Annotated in this window: 20 protein-coding genes; 6 read left to right on the forward strand and 14 right to left on the reverse strand. The window is 70.6% G+C overall.

Going from position 1 to position 17,377, the window contains the following annotated elements; translation table 11 throughout:
- Positions 1 to 9 precede the first annotated feature (9 nt).
- The gene (locus AB0J53_RS13685) at positions 10 to 825 is read left to right on the forward strand and encodes a helix-turn-helix transcriptional regulator (protein ID WP_364171833.1); all 816 of its coding nucleotides are present in this window, start codon (positions 10 to 12) and stop codon (positions 823 to 825) included.
- Here AB0J53_RS13685 and AB0J53_RS13690 read toward each other — a convergent pair.
- Entirely contained in the window at positions 805 to 2,361 is a 1,557-nt protein-coding gene (locus tag AB0J53_RS13690; protein ID WP_364171835.1) for a long-chain fatty acid--CoA ligase, read from the reverse strand. The genes AB0J53_RS13685 and AB0J53_RS13690 overlap by 21 nt on opposite strands.
- 207 nt (positions 2,362 to 2,568) lie before the next feature.
- On the opposite strand from AB0J53_RS13690, the gene sigJ reads away from it, so the two are divergent.
- Together sigJ and AB0J53_RS13700 are read left to right on the forward strand one after the other, a co-directional pair.
- Positions 2,569 to 3,444, forward strand: coding sequence for an RNA polymerase sigma factor SigJ (sigJ, locus tag AB0J53_RS13695; protein ID WP_364171837.1), 876 nt, complete (start codon positions 2,569 to 2,571; stop codon positions 3,442 to 3,444).
- Between the two features lie 69 nt (positions 3,445 to 3,513).
- On the forward strand, positions 3,514 to 4,641 hold the full coding sequence (locus AB0J53_RS13700; RefSeq protein WP_364171839.1) for an FAD-dependent oxidoreductase: 1,128 nt from the start codon (positions 3,514 to 3,516) through the stop codon (positions 4,639 to 4,641).
- A gap of 59 nt (positions 4,642 to 4,700) precedes the next feature.
- Here the strand turns inward: AB0J53_RS13700 and AB0J53_RS13705 are convergent, their stop codons facing one another.
- The 4 genes from AB0J53_RS13705 to AB0J53_RS13720 form a co-directional block, all read right to left on the reverse strand.
- Positions 4,701 to 5,873, reverse strand: coding sequence for an ATP-binding protein (locus AB0J53_RS13705; protein ID WP_364171841.1), 1,173 nt, complete (start codon positions 5,871 to 5,873; stop codon positions 4,701 to 4,703).
- Between the two features lie 68 nt (positions 5,874 to 5,941).
- On the reverse strand, positions 5,942 to 6,097 hold the full coding sequence (locus tag AB0J53_RS13710; RefSeq protein WP_364171843.1) for a hypothetical protein: 156 nt from the start codon (positions 6,095 to 6,097) through the stop codon (positions 5,942 to 5,944).
- 164 nt (positions 6,098 to 6,261) lie between these two features.
- A complete protein-coding gene (locus tag AB0J53_RS13715) occupies positions 6,262 to 6,402 on the reverse strand; it encodes a hypothetical protein (RefSeq protein ID WP_364171845.1) in 141 nt (46 codons plus the stop codon).
- 230 nt (positions 6,403 to 6,632) lie between these two features.
- Entirely contained in the window at positions 6,633 to 7,229 is a 597-nt protein-coding gene (locus tag AB0J53_RS13720) for a hypothetical protein (RefSeq protein WP_364171847.1), read from the reverse strand.
- Between the two features lie 179 nt (positions 7,230 to 7,408).
- Between AB0J53_RS13720 and AB0J53_RS13725 the strand changes: the two genes are divergently transcribed.
- Complete coding sequence (locus AB0J53_RS13725; protein ID WP_364171849.1) at positions 7,409 to 8,431, forward strand: hypothetical protein; 1,023 nt, start codon at positions 7,409 to 7,411, stop codon at positions 8,429 to 8,431.
- Here the strand turns inward: AB0J53_RS13725 and AB0J53_RS13730 are convergent.
- Both AB0J53_RS13730 and AB0J53_RS13735 read right to left on the reverse strand, forming a co-directional pair.
- Entirely contained in the window at positions 8,412 to 9,050 is a 639-nt protein-coding gene (locus AB0J53_RS13730; RefSeq protein ID WP_357583553.1) for a response regulator transcription factor, read from the reverse strand. The two genes, AB0J53_RS13725 and AB0J53_RS13730, sit on opposite strands and share 20 nt — an antisense overlap.
- Positions 9,047 to 10,288 (reverse strand): sensor domain-containing protein, encoded by a 1,242-nt coding sequence (locus AB0J53_RS13735; protein ID WP_364171994.1) that lies wholly within the window; start codon positions 10,286 to 10,288, stop codon positions 9,047 to 9,049. The genes AB0J53_RS13730 and AB0J53_RS13735 overlap by 4 nt, the downstream gene beginning before the upstream one ends.
- Before the next feature lie 195 nt (positions 10,289 to 10,483).
- On the opposite strand from AB0J53_RS13735, the gene AB0J53_RS13740 reads away from it, so the two are divergent.
- Positions 10,484 to 11,002 (forward strand): hypothetical protein, encoded by a 519-nt coding sequence (locus tag AB0J53_RS13740; protein WP_364171851.1) that lies wholly within the window; start codon positions 10,484 to 10,486, stop codon positions 11,000 to 11,002.
- A gap of 32 nt (positions 11,003 to 11,034) precedes the next feature.
- Here AB0J53_RS13740 and AB0J53_RS13745 read toward each other — a convergent pair whose 3' ends face one another.
- From AB0J53_RS13745 to AB0J53_RS13770, 6 genes are all read right to left on the reverse strand, one after another.
- On the reverse strand, positions 11,035 to 11,712 hold the full coding sequence (locus AB0J53_RS13745; protein WP_364171853.1) for a response regulator transcription factor: 678 nt from the start codon (positions 11,710 to 11,712) through the stop codon (positions 11,035 to 11,037).
- Positions 11,709 to 12,923 carry a histidine kinase gene (locus AB0J53_RS13750; protein ID WP_364171855.1) on the reverse strand — a complete coding sequence of 405 codons (1,215 nt, stop codon included), beginning with the start codon at positions 12,921 to 12,923 and terminating at the stop codon, positions 11,709 to 11,711. The genes AB0J53_RS13745 and AB0J53_RS13750 overlap by 4 nt, the downstream gene beginning before the upstream one ends.
- A gap of 297 nt (positions 12,924 to 13,220) precedes the next feature.
- Complete coding sequence (locus AB0J53_RS13755; RefSeq protein WP_364171857.1) at positions 13,221 to 13,754, reverse strand: flavoprotein; 534 nt, start codon at positions 13,752 to 13,754, stop codon at positions 13,221 to 13,223.
- Between the two features lie 427 nt (positions 13,755 to 14,181).
- Positions 14,182 to 14,712, reverse strand: a complete 531-nt coding sequence (locus AB0J53_RS13760) for a hypothetical protein (protein WP_364171859.1) — start codon at positions 14,710 to 14,712, stop codon at positions 14,182 to 14,184.
- A gap of 72 nt (positions 14,713 to 14,784) precedes the next feature.
- Complete coding sequence (locus tag AB0J53_RS13765; RefSeq protein WP_364171861.1) at positions 14,785 to 15,192, reverse strand: carboxymuconolactone decarboxylase family protein; 408 nt, start codon at positions 15,190 to 15,192, stop codon at positions 14,785 to 14,787.
- Positions 15,193 to 15,291: 99 nt separating this feature from the next.
- Positions 15,292 to 15,669: a helix-turn-helix domain-containing protein gene (locus AB0J53_RS13770; RefSeq protein ID WP_364171866.1), complete on the reverse strand. Its 378-nt coding sequence runs from the start codon at positions 15,667 to 15,669 to the stop codon at positions 15,292 to 15,294.
- Positions 15,670 to 15,737: 68 nt separating this feature from the next.
- Between AB0J53_RS13770 and AB0J53_RS13775 the strand changes: the two genes are divergently transcribed.
- Positions 15,738 to 16,403: a nitroreductase family protein gene (locus tag AB0J53_RS13775; RefSeq protein ID WP_364171868.1), complete on the forward strand. Its 666-nt coding sequence runs from the start codon at positions 15,738 to 15,740 to the stop codon at positions 16,401 to 16,403.
- Positions 16,404 to 16,488: 85 nt separating this feature from the next.
- On the opposite strand, the gene AB0J53_RS13780 is transcribed toward AB0J53_RS13775, so the two are convergent.
- The gene (locus tag AB0J53_RS13780) at positions 16,489 to 17,334 is read right to left on the reverse strand and encodes an alpha/beta hydrolase (RefSeq protein WP_364171870.1); all 846 of its coding nucleotides are present in this window, start codon (positions 17,332 to 17,334) and stop codon (positions 16,489 to 16,491) included.
- Positions 17,335 to 17,377: the final 43 nt, after the last annotated feature.

The raw sequence follows: 17,377 nt of genomic DNA on the forward strand, positions 1-17,377 counted from the left end.
AGTGCGGTGATGTCGCACCCCTGGCGCGGCTGGTGCCTCCTGCGGCCCGGCCTCCTGCTGTACGGCGGCACGGTCGGCACCAACGAGCCGCACGCGCACCACGCGGTGCAGCTCATCGTCGCCGCCGAGCCCTTCACACTGGCCGACGCCCACGGGGAGCGGCTGACCACGCGGATCGCCGTCGTCCCGCCCGACACCGGCCACACGCTGATCAGCGGAGCCCATGACGCGCTGCTCGCCCACCTGGACCCGCGCAGCGCGCCCGGCCGCGCCCTGCTCGCCCGCTCCGGCGCGGGGGCGCGGGCCTCGACCTGGTCGCCGCCCGCCGCCCTCGCCGGTTCCGGCGCTCAGGACGGGCGTGGGGGAGCCAGGCCGCTCATGTTCGCCGAGCCGACGGCCGGGCACTCGCGCTCGGCCGAGGCGGCGGGCGCGCTGCGCACGGTCGAGGCGTGCAGCGGCCACAGCGGCGCCGCCGACGCCACCCTCCATCCGGCCGTCGAGGCGGCGATCACCGTCATCCCCGCGCTCCTGCCGGCAGGACCGGTACGGCTGCGAGCGGTGGCAGACGCCGTCCACCTGTCGCCGAGCCGGCTCGCGCACCTGTTCGGCGCGCACGTCGGCATCCCGCTGCGGCCGTACGTGCGGTGGCTGCGGCTGCGGCAGGCCATCGACCGGGTGGCCGCCGGGGAGACGCTGACGGCTGCCGCGCACAGCGCCGGGTTCACCGACGGCCCGCACTTCACCCGCGCCTTCCGGCGCACCTTCGGCAACACGCCCTCCGAGCTCGCCGCCGCGATCGACTGGTTACCCGACGTCGGCCCGTGACCGGCGCAGCTCCCGCTTGAGAATCTTGCCGGTCGCGGTCATCGGCAGGCTCTCGCAGAACTCGACGATCCGCGGATACTTGTAGGCCGCCATGTTCTCCCTGCACCACTCCACGAGCTCGGCCTCGGTCACCGCCGACCCGGGCGACCGGATCACGTACGCCTTGACCTCCTCGCCGTGCGAGCCGTGCGGCACGCCGACCACCGCCACCAGCGAGACCGCCGGATGCGTCATCAGCACCTCCTCCAGCTCGCGCGGATAGATGTTGAACCCGCCCCGGATGATCATGTCCTTGGTGCGGTCGACGATGGAGTAGTAGCCGTCCTCGTCGCGGGTGGCGATGTCCCCGGTGCGGAACCAGCCGTCCCGCAGCACCTCCGCCGTCTCCTCCGGCCTGCCGTGATAGCCCTTCATGATGTTGTGCCCGCGCACGGCGATCTCCCCGGGCCCTTCGCCCTCGACCGTGTTCCAGTCGTCGTCCACCAGCCGCATCTCCACCCCCCACACCGGGAAGCCGATCGTGCCCGGCCTGGTCGGCCGGCTGAGCTGGTTGAAACAGGCCGCCGGGGACGTCTCCGACAGCCCGTACCCCTCCAGGATCGGGATGCCGAACGTGGCCTCGAAGTCCTTGAGCACCTCCACCGGGCAGGCGGCCGCCCCCGACACCGCCACCCGCAACGACGCCGGCACCTCGGCCTCACCCGCGTGGATCTTCGCCAGCATCGCCCAGTACATGGTCGGCACCCCGGCGAACATCGTCACCCGCTCCCCGCGCATCAGCTCCAGCGCCTGACCGGGCTCGAACCGCGGCACGAGCACCAGCGTGGCGCGGCGGCGCAGGCTCACGTTCATCACCGAGGTCTGGCCGAAGGAGTGGAACAGCGGCAGCACCGCCAGCGACACGTCACCCTCGGGGTCGCGGGGGAACATCTCGTCGCTGACCATCGTGTTGAGCAGCAGATTCGCGTGCGTGAGCTCCGCGCCCTTGGGCCGCCCCGTGGTGCCCGACGTGTAGAGGATGGCCGCGACGTCCTCCGCCCCGGTGCCCACCGTCTCGAACTCGCCCGACTTGCCGTCCAACGCCGCCCAGAACGACTCCCCGTACTCCGACTCGGTCGCCAGCGGCGTCGCCGGCAGGACGAAGAAGTGCTCACACCCCTCCGTCGCGTCCACCGCCTCCCGCCCGCGCGCCCCCGTCGGCAGCTCGGGCGTGCCCTCGAAGCAGAACAGCGCCTTCGCGCCGCTGTCGTCCAGGTGGTACGCGATCTCCCTCGGCTGCAACAGCACGTTGAGCGGCACCACGGTCGCCCCGGCCTTCAGGATGCCGAAGTACACGAAGGGGAAGTACGGCACGTTCGGGCAGAGCAGCGCCACCTTGTCGCCCCTGCCGATCCCGCGCTCCACCAGCAGATTGGCCACCTGGTTCGCGACGGAGTCCACCATGGCGTACGGCAGCCGCAGATCCCCGTAGACCAGGGCGGTGCGGTCCGGGACCGTGCGGGCGCTGTCTTCCAGAATGATCGACAGGTTGAGCATCGGGGCCCCTCTCGTCGGAACGCCTCGTCCGCCCCCAGAATGCTCCGCCCCCCACCCCCAGCACTTGTACGAACGTGCCGACTCCACCGGCTACGGCCGAGCGCGCCCGGCAGCGGCCGGAACCGGCGGACCCCGCGCAATCGTGGCGTCGAGGCGCACGTAGCCTCGGCATCGGAGGAGAGTGGTCGCAGGGGATCGGGGTGCGAGGTGGAACCGACGGGCACGGCGCTGACGGAGGCCGACTGGGCGGCCCACCGGCCGGCGGTGTTCGGGGCCGCGTACCGGATTCTCGGCAGCGTGGCCGAGGCGGAGGACGTGGCGCAGGAGGTGTGGCTGCGGGCCGCCGCCGCCGACCTGTCCGAGGTGCGCGACATGCGTGCCTGGCTGGTGACCGTGTCCGCCCGTACGGCCTACAACGTGCTGATGTCGGCGCGCGTGCGGCGTGAGTCGTACGTCGGGCCGTGGCTGCCCGAACCGCTGCTGACCGGGCCCGACGCCGCGACCCGGGTGCTCGTGGACGAGTCGGTGAGCACCGCGATGCTGGTGGTCATGCGGACGCTCACCCCCGCCGAGCGCGTGGCGCTGGTGCTGCACGACGTGTTCGACCTCCCGTTCGCGCGCATCGCCGAGGTGCTGGGCGCCACGCCCGCCGCCAGCCGCAAGCTCGCCTCGCGGGCCCGTACGCGGGTCGCCGCCGTCACGGAACGGCCCCGCGCCTCCAAGGCCGAGACCAGGCGGGTGCTGGAGGCGTTCAGGGCGGCGGCCGAGGCCGGTGACCTGGCCGGGCTCGTCGCGCTGCTGGACCCCGAGGCCGTCTACGTCGCCGACGGCGGCGGCAAGGCGACGGCGGCGCGCAGGCCAGTACGGGGCGCCGCGATCATCGCCCGGCTGGCGATCAGGCAGGTCGAGCTCAGGCGTCCGGACGCCGTCCGGGTCGTCGAGGTCAACGGGGAGCCCGCCCTGGCGACCTACTCCGGCGGCGCGCTGGTCTGGCTCGACACCGTGGAGGTCAGCGGCGGGCGGATCACGGAGTTCAGGAGGCTGGTCAATCCCGACAAGCTTCCGCGCATCGGTCACATCTGAGCCGGCTGTCTTGTCTCCCTGCCGATCCCTCCCCGTCCGTGGGGGGACAGGCTGAGAGAGGACGAGACGGTGGCACAGGTTGTGATCATCGGTGGTGGTTTCGCGGGCGTGTGGAGCGCGGCGGGCGCGGCGCTGGCGCGCGGGGAGCGGGACCTGCGTATCACGCTCATCGCGCCCGGCGAGCGGATGGTCCTGCGTCCGAGGCTGTACGAGCCCGAACCGGGCCTGGCCACGGTGGAGCTGCGCAGGATCCTCGACCCGATCGGCGTCGAGCACCTGCGCGCCACGGTCAGCGAGATCGACACCGCCCGCCGCGTGGTGGTGGCCGACGGCCAGGAGATCCCGTACGACCGCCTGGTGCTGGCGGCGGGCAGCGAGCTCGTCCGGCCACGGGACCTGCCCGGCGCCGAACGGCTCTTCGACATCGACACCCTGGCCGGGGCCCAGCGGCTCGCCGACCGGCTGCGCGGCCGGGCGGACTGTTCCGTCGTGGTCGTCGGCGCCGGGTTCACCGGTCTGGAGGCGGCGACCGAGCTGGCCGCCCGGGGCCGGGTGCTGCTGGTGGACCAGGCGACGGTGGTCGGCGAGCAGCTCGGCCCGGAGCCGCGCGAGGCGATCGAGTCGGCCCTGGACGAGCTCGGCGTCGAACGCCGCCTCGCCACCACCGTGACCGAGGTCGGCGACGGCTACGCAGCCCTGTCCGACGGCACCAAGGTCGAGGCGGACGCGGTCGTCTGGTCGGCGGGCATGCGGGCGAACCGGCTCACCCGGCACATCACCGGCTCACTCGACCACCTTGGCCGGATACCGGTGGACCGGCACCTGCGCGCCCTGCCCGAGGTGTTCGCCGCCGGTGACACGGCCGCGGCGCCCTACGACGCCGGGCACACGGTCACGCAGTCCTGCCAGCACGCCGTCCCGCTCGGCAAGGTCGCCGGGTACAACGCGGCGGCCGACCTGCTCGGCGTCCCTTCGCGCGACTTCACCCCCGGCCCGTACGTCACCTGCCTCGACCTGGGCGGCGCCGGGGGGATCTTCACCCGCGGCTGGGACCGGAAGGTGATGGCCACGGGCGCCCACGGCAAGGAGATCAAGCGGCAGATCAACCAGGCGATCCACCCGCCCGTCGACGACGCCGCGAAGATCCTCGCCGCCGCCGACGACGTCTACCTGGACCTCCCCTTCTTCCCCCGCTAGGAGCTTTCGGGGCTGGGAGCTTCCCGGGCTGGGAGCTTCCCGCGCTGGGAGCTTCCGCGTCAGGAGGACGTCGCGCTCCTCGATAACGGCCGGTCCGGAGCCTCCTCACCGCCGGGCTCCGGCCGCGCCGCCAGCGGCAGCCGCAGCACGAACCGGGCGCCGTCCGGGTGATCGGCCACGAACAGATCGCCCCCGTACGCGTGGGCGATCTCGCGGGCGATCGGCAGGCCGAACCCGGAGCCGCCGGTGTCGAGCGTGCGCGCCTGGTCGTGCCGGTAGAGCCGGTGGAAGATGCGCTCCCGGTCCTCGGGCGGGATGCCGGGCCCGTCGTCGATGATCTCCAGGACGGCGTACGGCGGCGTGGCGGCGACCACGAACTCGATGGTGGTGGTGGTGTGGCGTTCGGCGTTGGCCACCAGGTTGGACAGCAGCCGGGCCAGCCGCACCTGCGAGGCCCGTACGACCACGTCCTCCTCCAGCCGGGTGACCACGGCCGCGCTCGGTGGGTGGGCGCCCAGCTCCTCCACGACCAGGCGGGCCAGGTCGACGAGCTCGACGCCGGGCGGCGGGGCCGTGTAGAGGCGGGCCAGGGCGAGCAGGTCGCCCACGATCTCGTTGAGCCGCTCGGCGTCGCGGTGCAGGCTCCGCAGGGTCCGGCGCAGGTCCGCGCCCGGGTCGGACAGCGCGTCCTCCAGCTCGGTCAGCAGGCCCGTGATCGGGTTGCGCAGGTCGTGCGCGGCGTCGAACACGAACCGCTGCTGATGCTCGATCGTCTCGTGCAGCATCGACACCTTCTGCTGCTCCTGCCGGTACGCCTGGTGGAGCAGCCCGTCGGCCCCGGCGTCCGGCTCCTCGGCGGCGCCGGCGACCTCCGCCTGCCCGAACACGACGATGATCCCCTTGGCGGCGCCCGACGGATCGAGCACCGGCGCGCTCGTCATCCGCCAGTGGCGCGGGTCGGGCGGCGCCCAGTCGTGCCGCAGCAGCGGGACGACCTCGCCGACGCCCGTACCGGCCACCCGCTCCAGCGACGCGCGCACCTTCGCCGCCCCCGCCGCGCTCAGCCCCCTCGGGGCCACCGGCAGGGACCGGCCGACGACCTCGTCCCGCTCCTGGCCGGTCATCCGCAGGCAGGCGTCGTTCACGGCGAGCACGACCAGCTCGCGGGTGAGCAGCATGCAGGGACACGGCAGCGCCTCGAATGCCGCCTGGTAGTCGACCGTCGCTCCCATCACCGGGTCCCCCTCAGCCGCCATCTACCCTCAGAGGCCCCGCGACATGCGAAAACATCAGAGAACGGTCAGCCCAGGCGCATGACGCAGCCCAGCGCCGGCGACCCCGCGGTCCACCCCAGGTCGGAGAGGTCGCGTGCCTTGCCGTCGGCCTGGGCGCGGCGGACGAGCCGGCCGAGGATCTTCAGCAGGAGGGCGCACAGCCGGAGGTTTCTCCGGGTCATCGCCCAGCCCAGCCCGGCCCAGCCCAGCCCAGCTCAGCCCGGCTCAGGCTCCGGTGAAGCCACCGCGACGTCGCCCGGCAGAAGACCCTGCTTCGCGAACGCTTCGCCGGTCTCGACAGCCACGCTCCGCGCTGGCTCGCCGAACTCGACCGCACCCCGGCCTTCTACTTCGACTCCATCACCCAGATCCGCCTGGACACCTGGTCACGCGGCCGGGTGACGCTGGTCGGCGACGCAGGACTGTCCCCCGGCCCCGCGATCGGCGCCAGCACCAGCCTCGCGATGATCTTCGCGTACGTGCTCACCGGCCAACTGGCGGCAGCCGGCGGCGACCACACCGGGCGTTCCCCGCCTACCAGGCCGAAATTGAAGACTTCGTCCAGCGCAGCCACACCTTCTGCCCCGCGCTCTCACCCGATGGCTGGCCACCCTCAACTCCCAGGGAATTCGCCTGTCCGACTCCTTCCCGGTCCGCGACTACCACCCAGCGACACCTTCTTGAGGGTCGTCACCGCTGTGTCCGGCCCGCTGTGATTCACTCCTGGTTCCAGTTGTCGAAGATGATGACGGGCGCTTCTTCCACATCCAGCCACTCGCTTTCAAGGCGCATACCGGTGGACGCCTCGATGAAGGCGAATGCCGCGCTGCGCTTGCCTCGATAATCCTCCGGGTCGAGGCTGTCGAGCATGGGCAGGAAATCGGCCAGGATGCTCGGGTCACCCAACTGGATGAGGTGCTCGGCGAAAATGAAGTAGCCCATTCGCGCCTGGATCTCGCCGTCGGCTGCGTACAGGAGCGTGTATCCACCGTTCATGTGCCAGGTCGCCATCCACACCCGTGACGTCTTGCTGAGTTCGACGAGGATGTGATCGGGCGTGGCGTAGCCGTAACTGAACTCCAGAAAGCCGTAGGTTCCTGCGCCCTTGAAGGCGAAGAAAACCGGCTGATCCTCCAAATAGGCCTCTTCCGTGGCGTATTCCATGGTGCGTTGGTGTGGCTCGCGGCCTCCGTTCAGCCGCCACAGGAGGTCGTCCACCGTGGTTTCTTCGTCCAGGGGCTGCACAACGGTCCAGTTGAGCGCGTCCTCCAACCACTGGTGCCGGTCGAAGAGATTTCGGTAGTGATCGATCACGGTTGGATTATGTCGCCGTTCGTTACCTGAGCGCTCGATCCGGCAAGCGGGTGCGACCGTCGGAGGACGGGATGCGACCTGAGGTGGAGGTTTCCGGTCTGCCCGAGTCCGACTTCGGGCTGTCGTGCGTGAGAAGCGGCTTCCCTAGCGTCGGATCCCGACGAAAGGAAACCCTCACGATGAACGCGTTACGTCGGAGCCCGTGGCCAATTCCGGTGCTCATGGTGCTCTCGCCGCTGCTGGCGGAGGTGTTCAGCGGCTCCATGCCCGCCACCGACTTCTTCCAGCCGGGCATGTTCCTCCCCTTCACCGTTTTCGTCTACGGTCTGCCGATTCTGGTGCTGCGCGAGGTGGCCACGCGGACGAGGACGGGACTGCTCGGCCTGTGGTGCCTGGGCATGATCTACGGCCTGTACAACGAGGGTCTGATCTCGGAGACGCTCTTCCACCCGCTCGACCCGGCGAACGACGCGTACGGGACGTTGGGGGTGGTCGCCGGGCTGCGGATCCCCTGGGCGCTGTACATCCTGCCCTGGCACGGACTGTTCTCGCTCCTCACCCCGGTGCTCCTGACGCACCTGCTGTTCCCCGAGCAGGCGGACCGGCCGTGGCTGCCGAAGTGGGCCACCTGGGTGCTGGGGATCGTCACCGGCGGGCTGGCGATCGCCCGGTTCGTGTTCTGGGGCGAGAACCGCGGGGTGCAGGACGGCGGGACCTTCCTCCTGCACCTGGCGGTCGTGCTCGGTGCCGCGCTGGTCGCCTGCCTGGTCGCGGCGCGGCTCCCGCGGGGGCCGCGGGTGGTGGCGGTCGTGGATCGGCCGGGGGCGCGGTGGCTGCCGTTCGCGGCGGGGGCGGGGCTGTACGCGAGCTGGTTCGTCGGGACCGAGCTGCTGGTCTCCGTGGTCGAGGCCCCGTGGCCGGTCGTGGCGCTCTACACCTCGGCGGCGGTGGCGGCGGGACTCTGGGCGACGGCCAGGGTACGGGCGACGACCAGGGCCGCCGCCGCGCTGTTCGTCCTCGGCGCGGGAACGACACAGGCGGCCGTCGTCGTCCTGCTGATCGGACTGCTGGTCGGCGACGCCTTCAGGGCCCTGTCCGGAGCCGTCTTCGTCGCCGTCTACCTCACCGCCACGGCCCTCGTCGCCCGGCGGCAGGGCCGAGCGGCGCAGTCGGCCGGAGAGATCAGCCGCGCAGGTAGCTGAGGACCGCCAGGACCCTGCGGTGACTGATCTCGTCGGCGGGCAGGTCCAGTTTGGTGAAGATGCTGCCGATGTGCTTGGAGACGGTCACCTCGGAGATGACGAGATCCCTGCCGATGGCGGCGTTGGACCGGCCCTCCGCCATCAGAGCCAGCACCTCGAGCTCGCGCGGGCTGAGCCGCAGCAGCGGGTCGGCCCGGTGCGTGAGCAGCCGCCGCACCACCTCCGGGTCGATCACCGTCTCGCCGCCGCCCACCTCCCGCATGGTCGCCACGAACTGTGCGCCGTTCGCCACCCGGTCCTTGAGCAGGTAGCCAGTGCCGGCATCACCGCTACGCAGCAGCTCGGAGAGTGCGGCGCCGTCGACGTACTGGCTGAGGACCAGCACCGGCAGCGAAGGGCGATCGCGGCGCAGCGCGATCGCCGCCCGCAGGCCGTCGTCGGTGTGGTCGGGCGGCATACGCACGTCGGTGACGACGATGTCGGGCCGGAAGGCCGAGGTCGCGCTGCGGAGCTCACCGGCGGTAGCCACTGCGGCCACCACCTGATGCTCGAAGTACGTGAGAAGGTTGACCAGGCTCTCCCGCAGCAGGCCGGAATCCTCGGCCAGCACGACTCTCATGCCGTCACCGGGTGCGGCAGGCAGGGGATCTCGGCGCGCAGGACGGTCGGCCCGCCGCCGGGGCTGGTGAATCTCACCCGGCCGCCCACCGCGGCCACCCGGTCCGCCATGCCCTGGACGCCGCCGTCCGCCCGTACGTCGAGGCCGCCCCTGCCGTTGTCACCCACTTCCAGGATCAGCGTGTCGCGGGCGATCCAGCCGCTGACCCAGCAGTCGTCGGCCTCGGCGTGCTTGGCGACGTTAGCCAGAGCCTCGCTCACCATGAAGTACGCGGTGCTCTCCACACTGGGCACGAGCCTGCCCGGAACGTCGATCTTCACCCGGATCCTCAGGGAATGAGCCCTGGCCAGCTCGGACACGGCTTCGGGGAGGCCGCGCTCGGCCAGCACCGGCGGATGGATGCCGCGTACGAGCTCGCGCAGCTCCTCAAGCGTCGTGATGGTCTCTAGATGGGCGCGGGACAGCAGGCTGTGCAGCTTGGGATCGGCCACGTTCATCCGCGCCATGTCCAGCATCACGCCGAGCGCGACGAGCCGCTGCTGGGTGCCGTCGTGCAGATCACGCTCGATGCGCCGCCGTTCGGCGTCGAACGCGTCGAGCAGCCGCCCGCTGGAGCCGACCGTCTCCATGTCCGGGATCTCGTACGGGGGAGGCGCGAGCAGCGCCCGGGCGATCGGAACCCGCATCTTCGCGGCCACGACGGCCAGGTAGGCCGCGGCCACCAGCCCGAGCGCTGCGAACCCTGCCACCAGGAGCGAGTCCGCCAGTGTGGCCAGGTGCGTGCCGAGGAGGTCGACCGGCCCGGACACCAGGTAGACGACTGGTGCGGCGAGGAAGACGGTACAGACCAGCGGTACGGCGGCGACGGCGTAGTCGAGCAGCCACAGCCCCGTGATCAGCGCCATGGTGTAGCCGAACGCGCGCCAGGTGGCGTTCTCGCGGAGCCTGGTGCCGATCCACGCCCTGGGCCTCGGCCGGCGCAGGGTCCGGTGCGGGCTGGGGAGCGCAGGCAGGCCGAGCAGCCGTAGCCGCCGGCGTTCGACGGCGCCGATCGGGATCCCCGCCAGCCCGGCCGCCGTCAACGGGACGAACCCGATCGCGAGAGGCGCCAGCGTCACGCCCACCAGGACGAACGTCAGCACCACCGTCATGGTCACGCCGCCGAGCAGGGCGCCGGTCGCCGCGTACGCCCAGGCGCGCCAGGGCGTGGAGGAGGTCAGGAGCCTGGTCGGGTGCATGCTCTCCACACCGCCGGAGCTTAGGACCTTTCCCGGCTCCTGCCATGACAGCCACCTATACCAAGAAATGTCGTACCTGCCGTGATTCGCCCGTCCACCGGTCACCTGTGTGCTGGAGACCTCGTCGTCTACCGCACTGGAGGGCATCTCGTGAGGCCGGTTCACTCCGCACCAAGGCGATCGGTCACCTGGCCGATGAAACCCACCGCGCGCAGGGTGTGGCTGGTGCTGCACGTGAGCCTGTCCGTGGGCTGGCTCGGCGGCAGCTACGCCATGCTCGTCATGGGCGTCGTGGCGCTGACCAGCACGGGAAGGCCCCTGCGGCCCGCGGCCTACGACATGCTGCACATCAGCGACACGGCGATCATGATTCCCGGGAGCCTGGGGGCCCTGGTCACCGGACTCGTGCTGGCGCTGTACACCAAGTGGCGCGTCCTGCATCACTGGTGGGTCGTCACCAAACTGGTGCTCACCGTCTTCGCGATGATCTTCGGGTACGCGTACACCGCCCAAGGGGTGAAGGCCGCGCTCGCCATGACCCTGGCCGACCCGGGGGCCGACATCGGCTCCTTGGAGCCCGGGTTGCTGGCGGGGTCGGTCGTGATGCTGGTCGTCCTGTCTCTCGCCACGGTGCTGTCCGTCGTCAAGCCGTGGGGACGCACCCGATGTGGCCGCGGCCCCAGCAGCCGCCGACCCCGGGCCCCGGCACACTGACCGTCCCAGCCGGCGCGAGAGAAGGTGTCGGCTCACTCCTTCTGACCTGGCCGTACGATGCCCGTCTCGTACGCGTACACGACGAGCTGCACCCGGTCACGCAGGTGCAGCTTGGTGAGGATCCGGCCGACATGGGTCTTCACCGTCGCCTCCGAGACGGTCAGCGTCTCGGCGATCTCGCCGTTGGAGTGACCGCGGACCACCTCCGCCAGCACCTCGCGTTCGCGCTCGGTGAGCTGGTCCAGCCGCCCGTCGGCAGGGGAGCAGCCCGTCGCCGGGTCGGGCAGGTGCCGGGCGAAGGCGTCGATCAACCGGCGGGTCACCTGCGGCGCGACCACGGCGTCGCCGGAGGCCACGGCCCGGATGCCGGTGAGCAGATCGGGCGGCGGCACCTCCTTGAGCAGGAACCCGCTCGCGCCGGCACGCAGCCCGGCGAAGACGTACTCGTCGAGGTTGAACGTCGTCAGCAGCAGGACGCGCGCCGGGGATCCGGACTCGACGATCCGCCGGGTGGCCTCGATGCCGTCCATCACCGGCATCCGGACGTCCATCAGCACCACGTCCGCTCTCGTGGCGCGGGTCATCGCCACGCCCTGCGCGCCGTCGCCGGCCTCCCCGACGACCTCCAGATCGGGCTGGGTCTCGAACACCATGCGGAAGCCGAGCCGCAACATGGGCTGGTCGTCCACCAGCAGCAGCCGGATCTTCACGGGCTTCCGTCACCGAACCTGAGGCGGGTGCGCACCCGCCAGCCGCCATCGGGCAACGGCCCCGCCTCGACCCGGCCGCCGTAGGCCGCCGCCCGCTCGGCCATGCCGGCCAGCCCGTGACCGGCGGTCTGCGCCCCCGCCACGGCCAGGGCGGACGCGCCGCGCCCGTCGTCGACGATCTCCAGCTCGGCCCCGGAGACCGTATAACTCAGCCGGATCTTCGCGGCGGCCTCCGGGCCGGCATGCTTGATCGTGTTGGTCAGCGCCTCCTGGACGATCCGGTAGATCGCCAGCCCCGGGCCCGGCCCCCAGCCGCCCGGCACGCCTTCACGGGTCAGAGTCACCTGTACGCCTGCCTCCCGCACCTGGTCGAAGAGCAGATCGAGATCGTTCACGCCGGGCGGCGGGGCCAGACTGCCCTTCTCGCCGACGCTGCCCGGCCGGGTGCCAATGTCGGGCCCGGTGCCGCCGCCCGGCCCGGTGCCGCTGTCGGGCCCGCCGTCGCGGAGCAGCCCCAGCAGCCGGCGCATGTCCGCGAGCGCCTCCCTGCCCACCGCCGACACCTTCCCCATCGTGTCGGCGGCCCGCTCCGGAGCCGTCGTCGCGGTGAACGCCGCCCCGTCGGACAGCGCCACCATCACCGCCAGGTTGTGGGTCACGATGTCGTGCACCTCCCGGGCGATCCGGCTCCGCTCGGCCGCCACCGCGAGACGGGCCTGCTGGTCACGCTCCCGTTCCAGCCGCTCGGCCCGCTCCCGCAGCCCCGCGAGATGGGACTCCCGGGTCTGGAGCGTCACCCCGAGCAGGACGGCCACCGCCACGCCCGAGGCGAGCACCACCACGTCACCCCACCGCAGCCCCGCCACCAGCACGCCGTAGAGAAAGGCCGCGCCGAGCGCCGCCACCGGCGGCACCACCCGCGGCCACGGACGGTGCCGGGCCACCGTGTACGCCGCCACCCCGACCACGGCCACCGGATAGACCTCCTGCACCCCCGCCACATAAGACGCCAGGCCGAGCCCGACCGTCACATACAGCACCAGCACCGGAGCCACCCGCCGCCACACCAGCGGAAGACAGACCACGCCCAGCCAACCCCACCCGGCCACCCCGTCCAACCCAGGAACGTTGGCCAGCACCACCACCCCGGCCAGGGCGGCGTCCAGCACCCACCCGTGCTCTCGGGCGCGGGCAACGAGTCGTCCGACCACGTCAGCGACGCTACCGACGACCGCCGGCCACCGCACCCACCCCAGGTCCTATCTTCCCGACCGCCCCGTACGACCCAGGTCGTAGCCGCGCTTCTCCTCCCGACAAATCCGCACCCGCCGGCCGTCGGTGCTGTCGATGACGCTCCTTCCACCGAGAGGCCGCTTCAGGGTGAAGCCGACCGGGTGCGCGTAGCCGACCAGGTTCTTGAACACGGGCTCTTCCCAGAGCCCACCGGGCCAGGGCCAACGCGGTAACCGCCAGAACGAGGAACGACTTGCCTGCAGGCATAAGAGGGCTCAATCCGGCAGGTTCGCCAAGGCGAGCGCCCAGGGATAGTCGTCGATGCGGTCGGGTCCGGTGCTGGGCGGGTGCGGCTCGAACTGGCCCGGGCCGAGCAGGACGCGGATGCCTTCGGCGCGAAGCCCCTCCACGCTGCGCCGGAAGGGGGCGCGGGAGGCGAGGGCGGTGTTGACGAAGGGCAGGACGACGACGGGGATGCCGAGTCCGGGCGCCTCGGAGAGCAGGCCGAGGGCGTAGGTGTCGGCGATGCCTTGGGCGAACTTGTTGATGGTGTTGTACGTGGCGGGAGCGACGATGATGGCGTCCGCGCGTGGGGACTTGGGCTCTGCGGGCTTGCGGTACTGGCTGCGTACGGGGCGGCCGGTCTGCTTCTCCAGCTCTGCGACGTCGATGAAGTCCAGGGCGGGCGGTGTGGCCACGACCTGGACGGTCCAGCCGGCCTGTCGGGCCAGGGTGACGAGTCGGCCGACGTCGGGGGCGGGCCCGGCGGCGCAGACGATGACGTGGAGGAGCTTGCCGGATCGGCTCACGCGATGGACTCCCAAGGTGGCGACGTATTCACGGCAGCCTGCCACTTCCACGTAGGGCAGGGAACCGGGCGGGCTGCCCAACCGGCGTCCGCCCAGGTCAGATGAGGGTGGAGCCCGGGACTCGAACCCGGAACCTACGGATCAAAGCTCGGCCGATCAAGATCCACCGGCAGAAAGGGGAGCGAAGCTCGACCCTGATGTGGATACTCGGGCATACACATGAGTAGCGCGGTTGATCCCGGTATATCCCCGTGCCTCGTCCTATGACATCGCCTGATGCGTCCTCATAGACGGCGGCATTGATCCCCAGCCTTGCCAGCCCGCCCTCGTACTGCGGAGTGGAGTAGGCGGGATTATCCAAGGGGACCACGGCGCACGGATGTCCTCCCGAGCAGACATCCCGCGTGTGAGCGCGACTGGCGGCAAACTAGACGCCGACCTTTTCCACAGTCCCAATGACAAAGACGTCGCCATTCGGAGCATGAGTGAGACAGTCGAGGTCCCCATAAGCCTTATACCCAAAGGGCTTGCTCCTGCCCCATTTCTCGAACCCGCCCACCAGGGCTACCGAAGATCCTTGCAGGATGTCGCCGACATCGGGGACGGTAACGCCGCGTTTTCCGTTCATCTGTGTCGGGGTCGTGCCCTTCGGCCAGACAAGCCCCATAGGCGATGAGTCAGCGGTCACCAGCTCCAAGCATCGGTTCGCGGAGTTGTAGGTCAGCTCACCTTCTGCGGCGACCAGGAAGTTGAGAGTTGAGCTGCGTACGACGATCTTCGGGTCATGACCGACCGCATGTACATGGTCGATACCGTTTCTTGCGGCATCGGATGGTTGGCTGGTAGGAGGCGCTGTAACTGCTACACCACCGTCCACCGAGGCGCAGGCCGCAAGGGGTATCAGCAGAGCCAAGACGGCTGTGCCGGCGGGCCGAGGACGGCAGCGTAACAGTCTCATGGACACATTCAACCCCCTGAAGGGGCTTGGACGATCGGGCGGTTGACCGCTATGGAAATCTACGCCCGCACTTCACTCACCGAGTGTCGGAAGCTGCTCCATGAACGAGACCGCTCGGCGAAGGAGCGGAATGGTGACCGACCCGCCTCCCACAAGGGCGATCTGCAGCGCCTCAAGCACCTGTTCACGAGAGACCCGCTCTTCATCACACCGTTCGAGATGGTAATAGACGCACTCCTCGCAGTCCTTCATCACGGATACCACCAGGCCGAGCAGTTCTTTGACCGAGGCGGGCAGGGCGCCGGGGGCGTACGCCGCGCCGTCCAAGGCGAAGAACGATTCAAACAGCGACCCGCTGCTGCGCAAACGCTCATTTCCGTCGGCTCTGGCCTTGCGGAAAGCTTCTGGGGAAGGCGTCACGGTCAGATGTTCGCGGGCATGAATGGCGATGTCGGCCTGAGGACCGGTGGAACTGGACATGTGGGCATTATGATCCGCCGATCAGCTTCACCACCAACGATGATTTGCGTTGGGACTATCAGTGATGGTTATCGCCGGGGTTTCCCAATGCCCGGTCGGTCAGTCACGTGCTCGCTTCCGGGCCCGTTCGATCTCGTTGATGTTGTCCTCCGTCCATCGGCGGAGCGCCGTGATGGGCTCGGCAAGGCTGCGCCCGAGCGCGGTGAGCTCATAGTCCACCCGGGGCGGGATGGTGGGGTGGACGGTGCGCGTGACGAACCCGTCGCCTTCGAGGCTGCGCAGGGTCTGGGTGAGCATCTTCTGCGAGACGCCCGCGATGCGGCGGCTCAGGTCGGTGTAGCGCATGGTGCCGTCAAGGAGGGCATCCACGACGAGGATCGTCCATTTGCCTGCGATGTGATCCAGCACCTGGCGGGTCGGGCACTTCGCCGAGAAGGCGTCGGCCGGCAACCCGGAGGACTCCACAATGGTCTCCATGAAGGGAGAGTAACGCACTAATTAGTGCCTACTTCCGCATGGAGAGCCGCTCTCCGATAGTGAGTGGCATGACGCCTCACACCATGTCTGTCGCCGAAGCCATCCACACCCGCCGCACCGTCCGGCACTACCGCCCCGATGCGGTCCCCGCGGACGTGCTCGACGCACTCCTCGCCCTCGCCATCGAGGCGCCCACCAGCTGGAACCTCCAGGACCGGTCCATCGTCGCCGTCACCAGTGACGAAGGTCGTGCGGATCTGGCCTGGGCCACCGGTGGTCAGCCCCAGCCGCAGGAGGCGCCGCTCATGCTGGTCTTCGTCGCCGAGCCGCTGTCCTGGCGCGAGGACCACAGCGACGTCTACGAGCAGGCTCGTCGCAATGGAGCATGGAACGACGAGTTCGTCACGATGTTCTCCGCGGCGTCGCAAGCGTTCCAGGCGGATCTTGAGGAGCGCGGCCTGCTGCGGGAGTACGCGATCAAGGACGCGATGATCGCGGCCAGTTACGTGATGCTCGCCGCCACGGAGATGGGGCTCGCCACTTCGCCGATGAACGGCTGGGACGAGGCCAAGGTGAAGAAGGCGATCGGCATCGAAGACCGCGACGACCTGGCCATCGCCCTGCTGATGTCCATCGGCTATCCCGCGGAGGAGCGCCGCCACCCCGGCCGCCGGGCACGGGAACGCAACGTGTTCCACGAGTCCTACGGATCGCCCGAACACCACTCCCGATGACGACGCCCCTCACCGGAAACGATCGCCGGATCGGCATGAGCCGGGCAGGAGGGGCTCGCCCTGCGACCGGCCACCGCCTGACGCCTCAGGCGTCGCCTCCCAGGAGCCAGCGCAGCATGGCGGGCGTGGCGGCGAAATGACCGGCGTGACCTGCGTCGTCCGCCTCGATGAGCGTGGCGGACGGGATGCGGGCGGCCAGCCAGCGCCCGTGCGTCACCGGGACGACCGTGTCCAGGGACCCGTGCCAGATCCGCACCGGTACGTCGATCGTCGCCGGGTCGAACCCCCACGGCAGCCCGTACAGGGCGAACTCGTCGTCGATCCACCCGTCCTTGCCGGGCCGTACGGCTTCCGCGAAGGCCGGCCGAAGCATGGCCTGGACCTCGGGCTGGGCCAGGACGGCCTGCTCGGCGGGCGGCAGCAGCGTGGCGGGGCTCGCGCTCTCCTCGTCCTCGGCGAACAGCTTGACCAGGGCGTCCCTGCTGATCAGCGCCGCCTCGGAGGAGCGGCGGTTGCTCTCCATCATGCCGGCCGTCCAGTCCAGCCCGGACGCGTCGCACGGCGCCAGGCTCGCCAGGGCCGCGGCGCGCGTGACGCGGCCGGGGTGGCGGGCGGCGAAGGCGAGCGCGTGCGGCCCGCCTCCTGACACGCCGAACACGGGGAAGCGGTCGAGGCCGAGAGCGTCGGCGATCGTACGGATGTCCTCGGCGGCGTCCACCACCCGGCGTCCGCCATGCGGCGTGGAGCTCCCGTAGCCGGGCCGGTCGTAGGTGATCAGCCGGATGCCCAGCTCGGTGAAGAGCTCGGGATGCGGGTAGCGGGCGAGGCGGCTCATGGGTGTGCCGTGGGTGTACACGACGGGGCTGCCGCCGGGCTCGCCCCACTCCTCGACGGCCAGGGTGCGGCCGTCGGCCGCCTTCACCTCACGCACGCTCGATCTCCTTCGCCGCGAATCTTTCGCAACCTACGCTATT

This window comes from Nonomuraea sp. NPDC049725, assembly GCF_040674795.1.
In the GTDB taxonomy this organism is placed as follows: domain Bacteria; phylum Actinomycetota; class Actinomycetes; order Streptosporangiales; family Streptosporangiaceae; genus Nonomuraea; species Nonomuraea ceibae.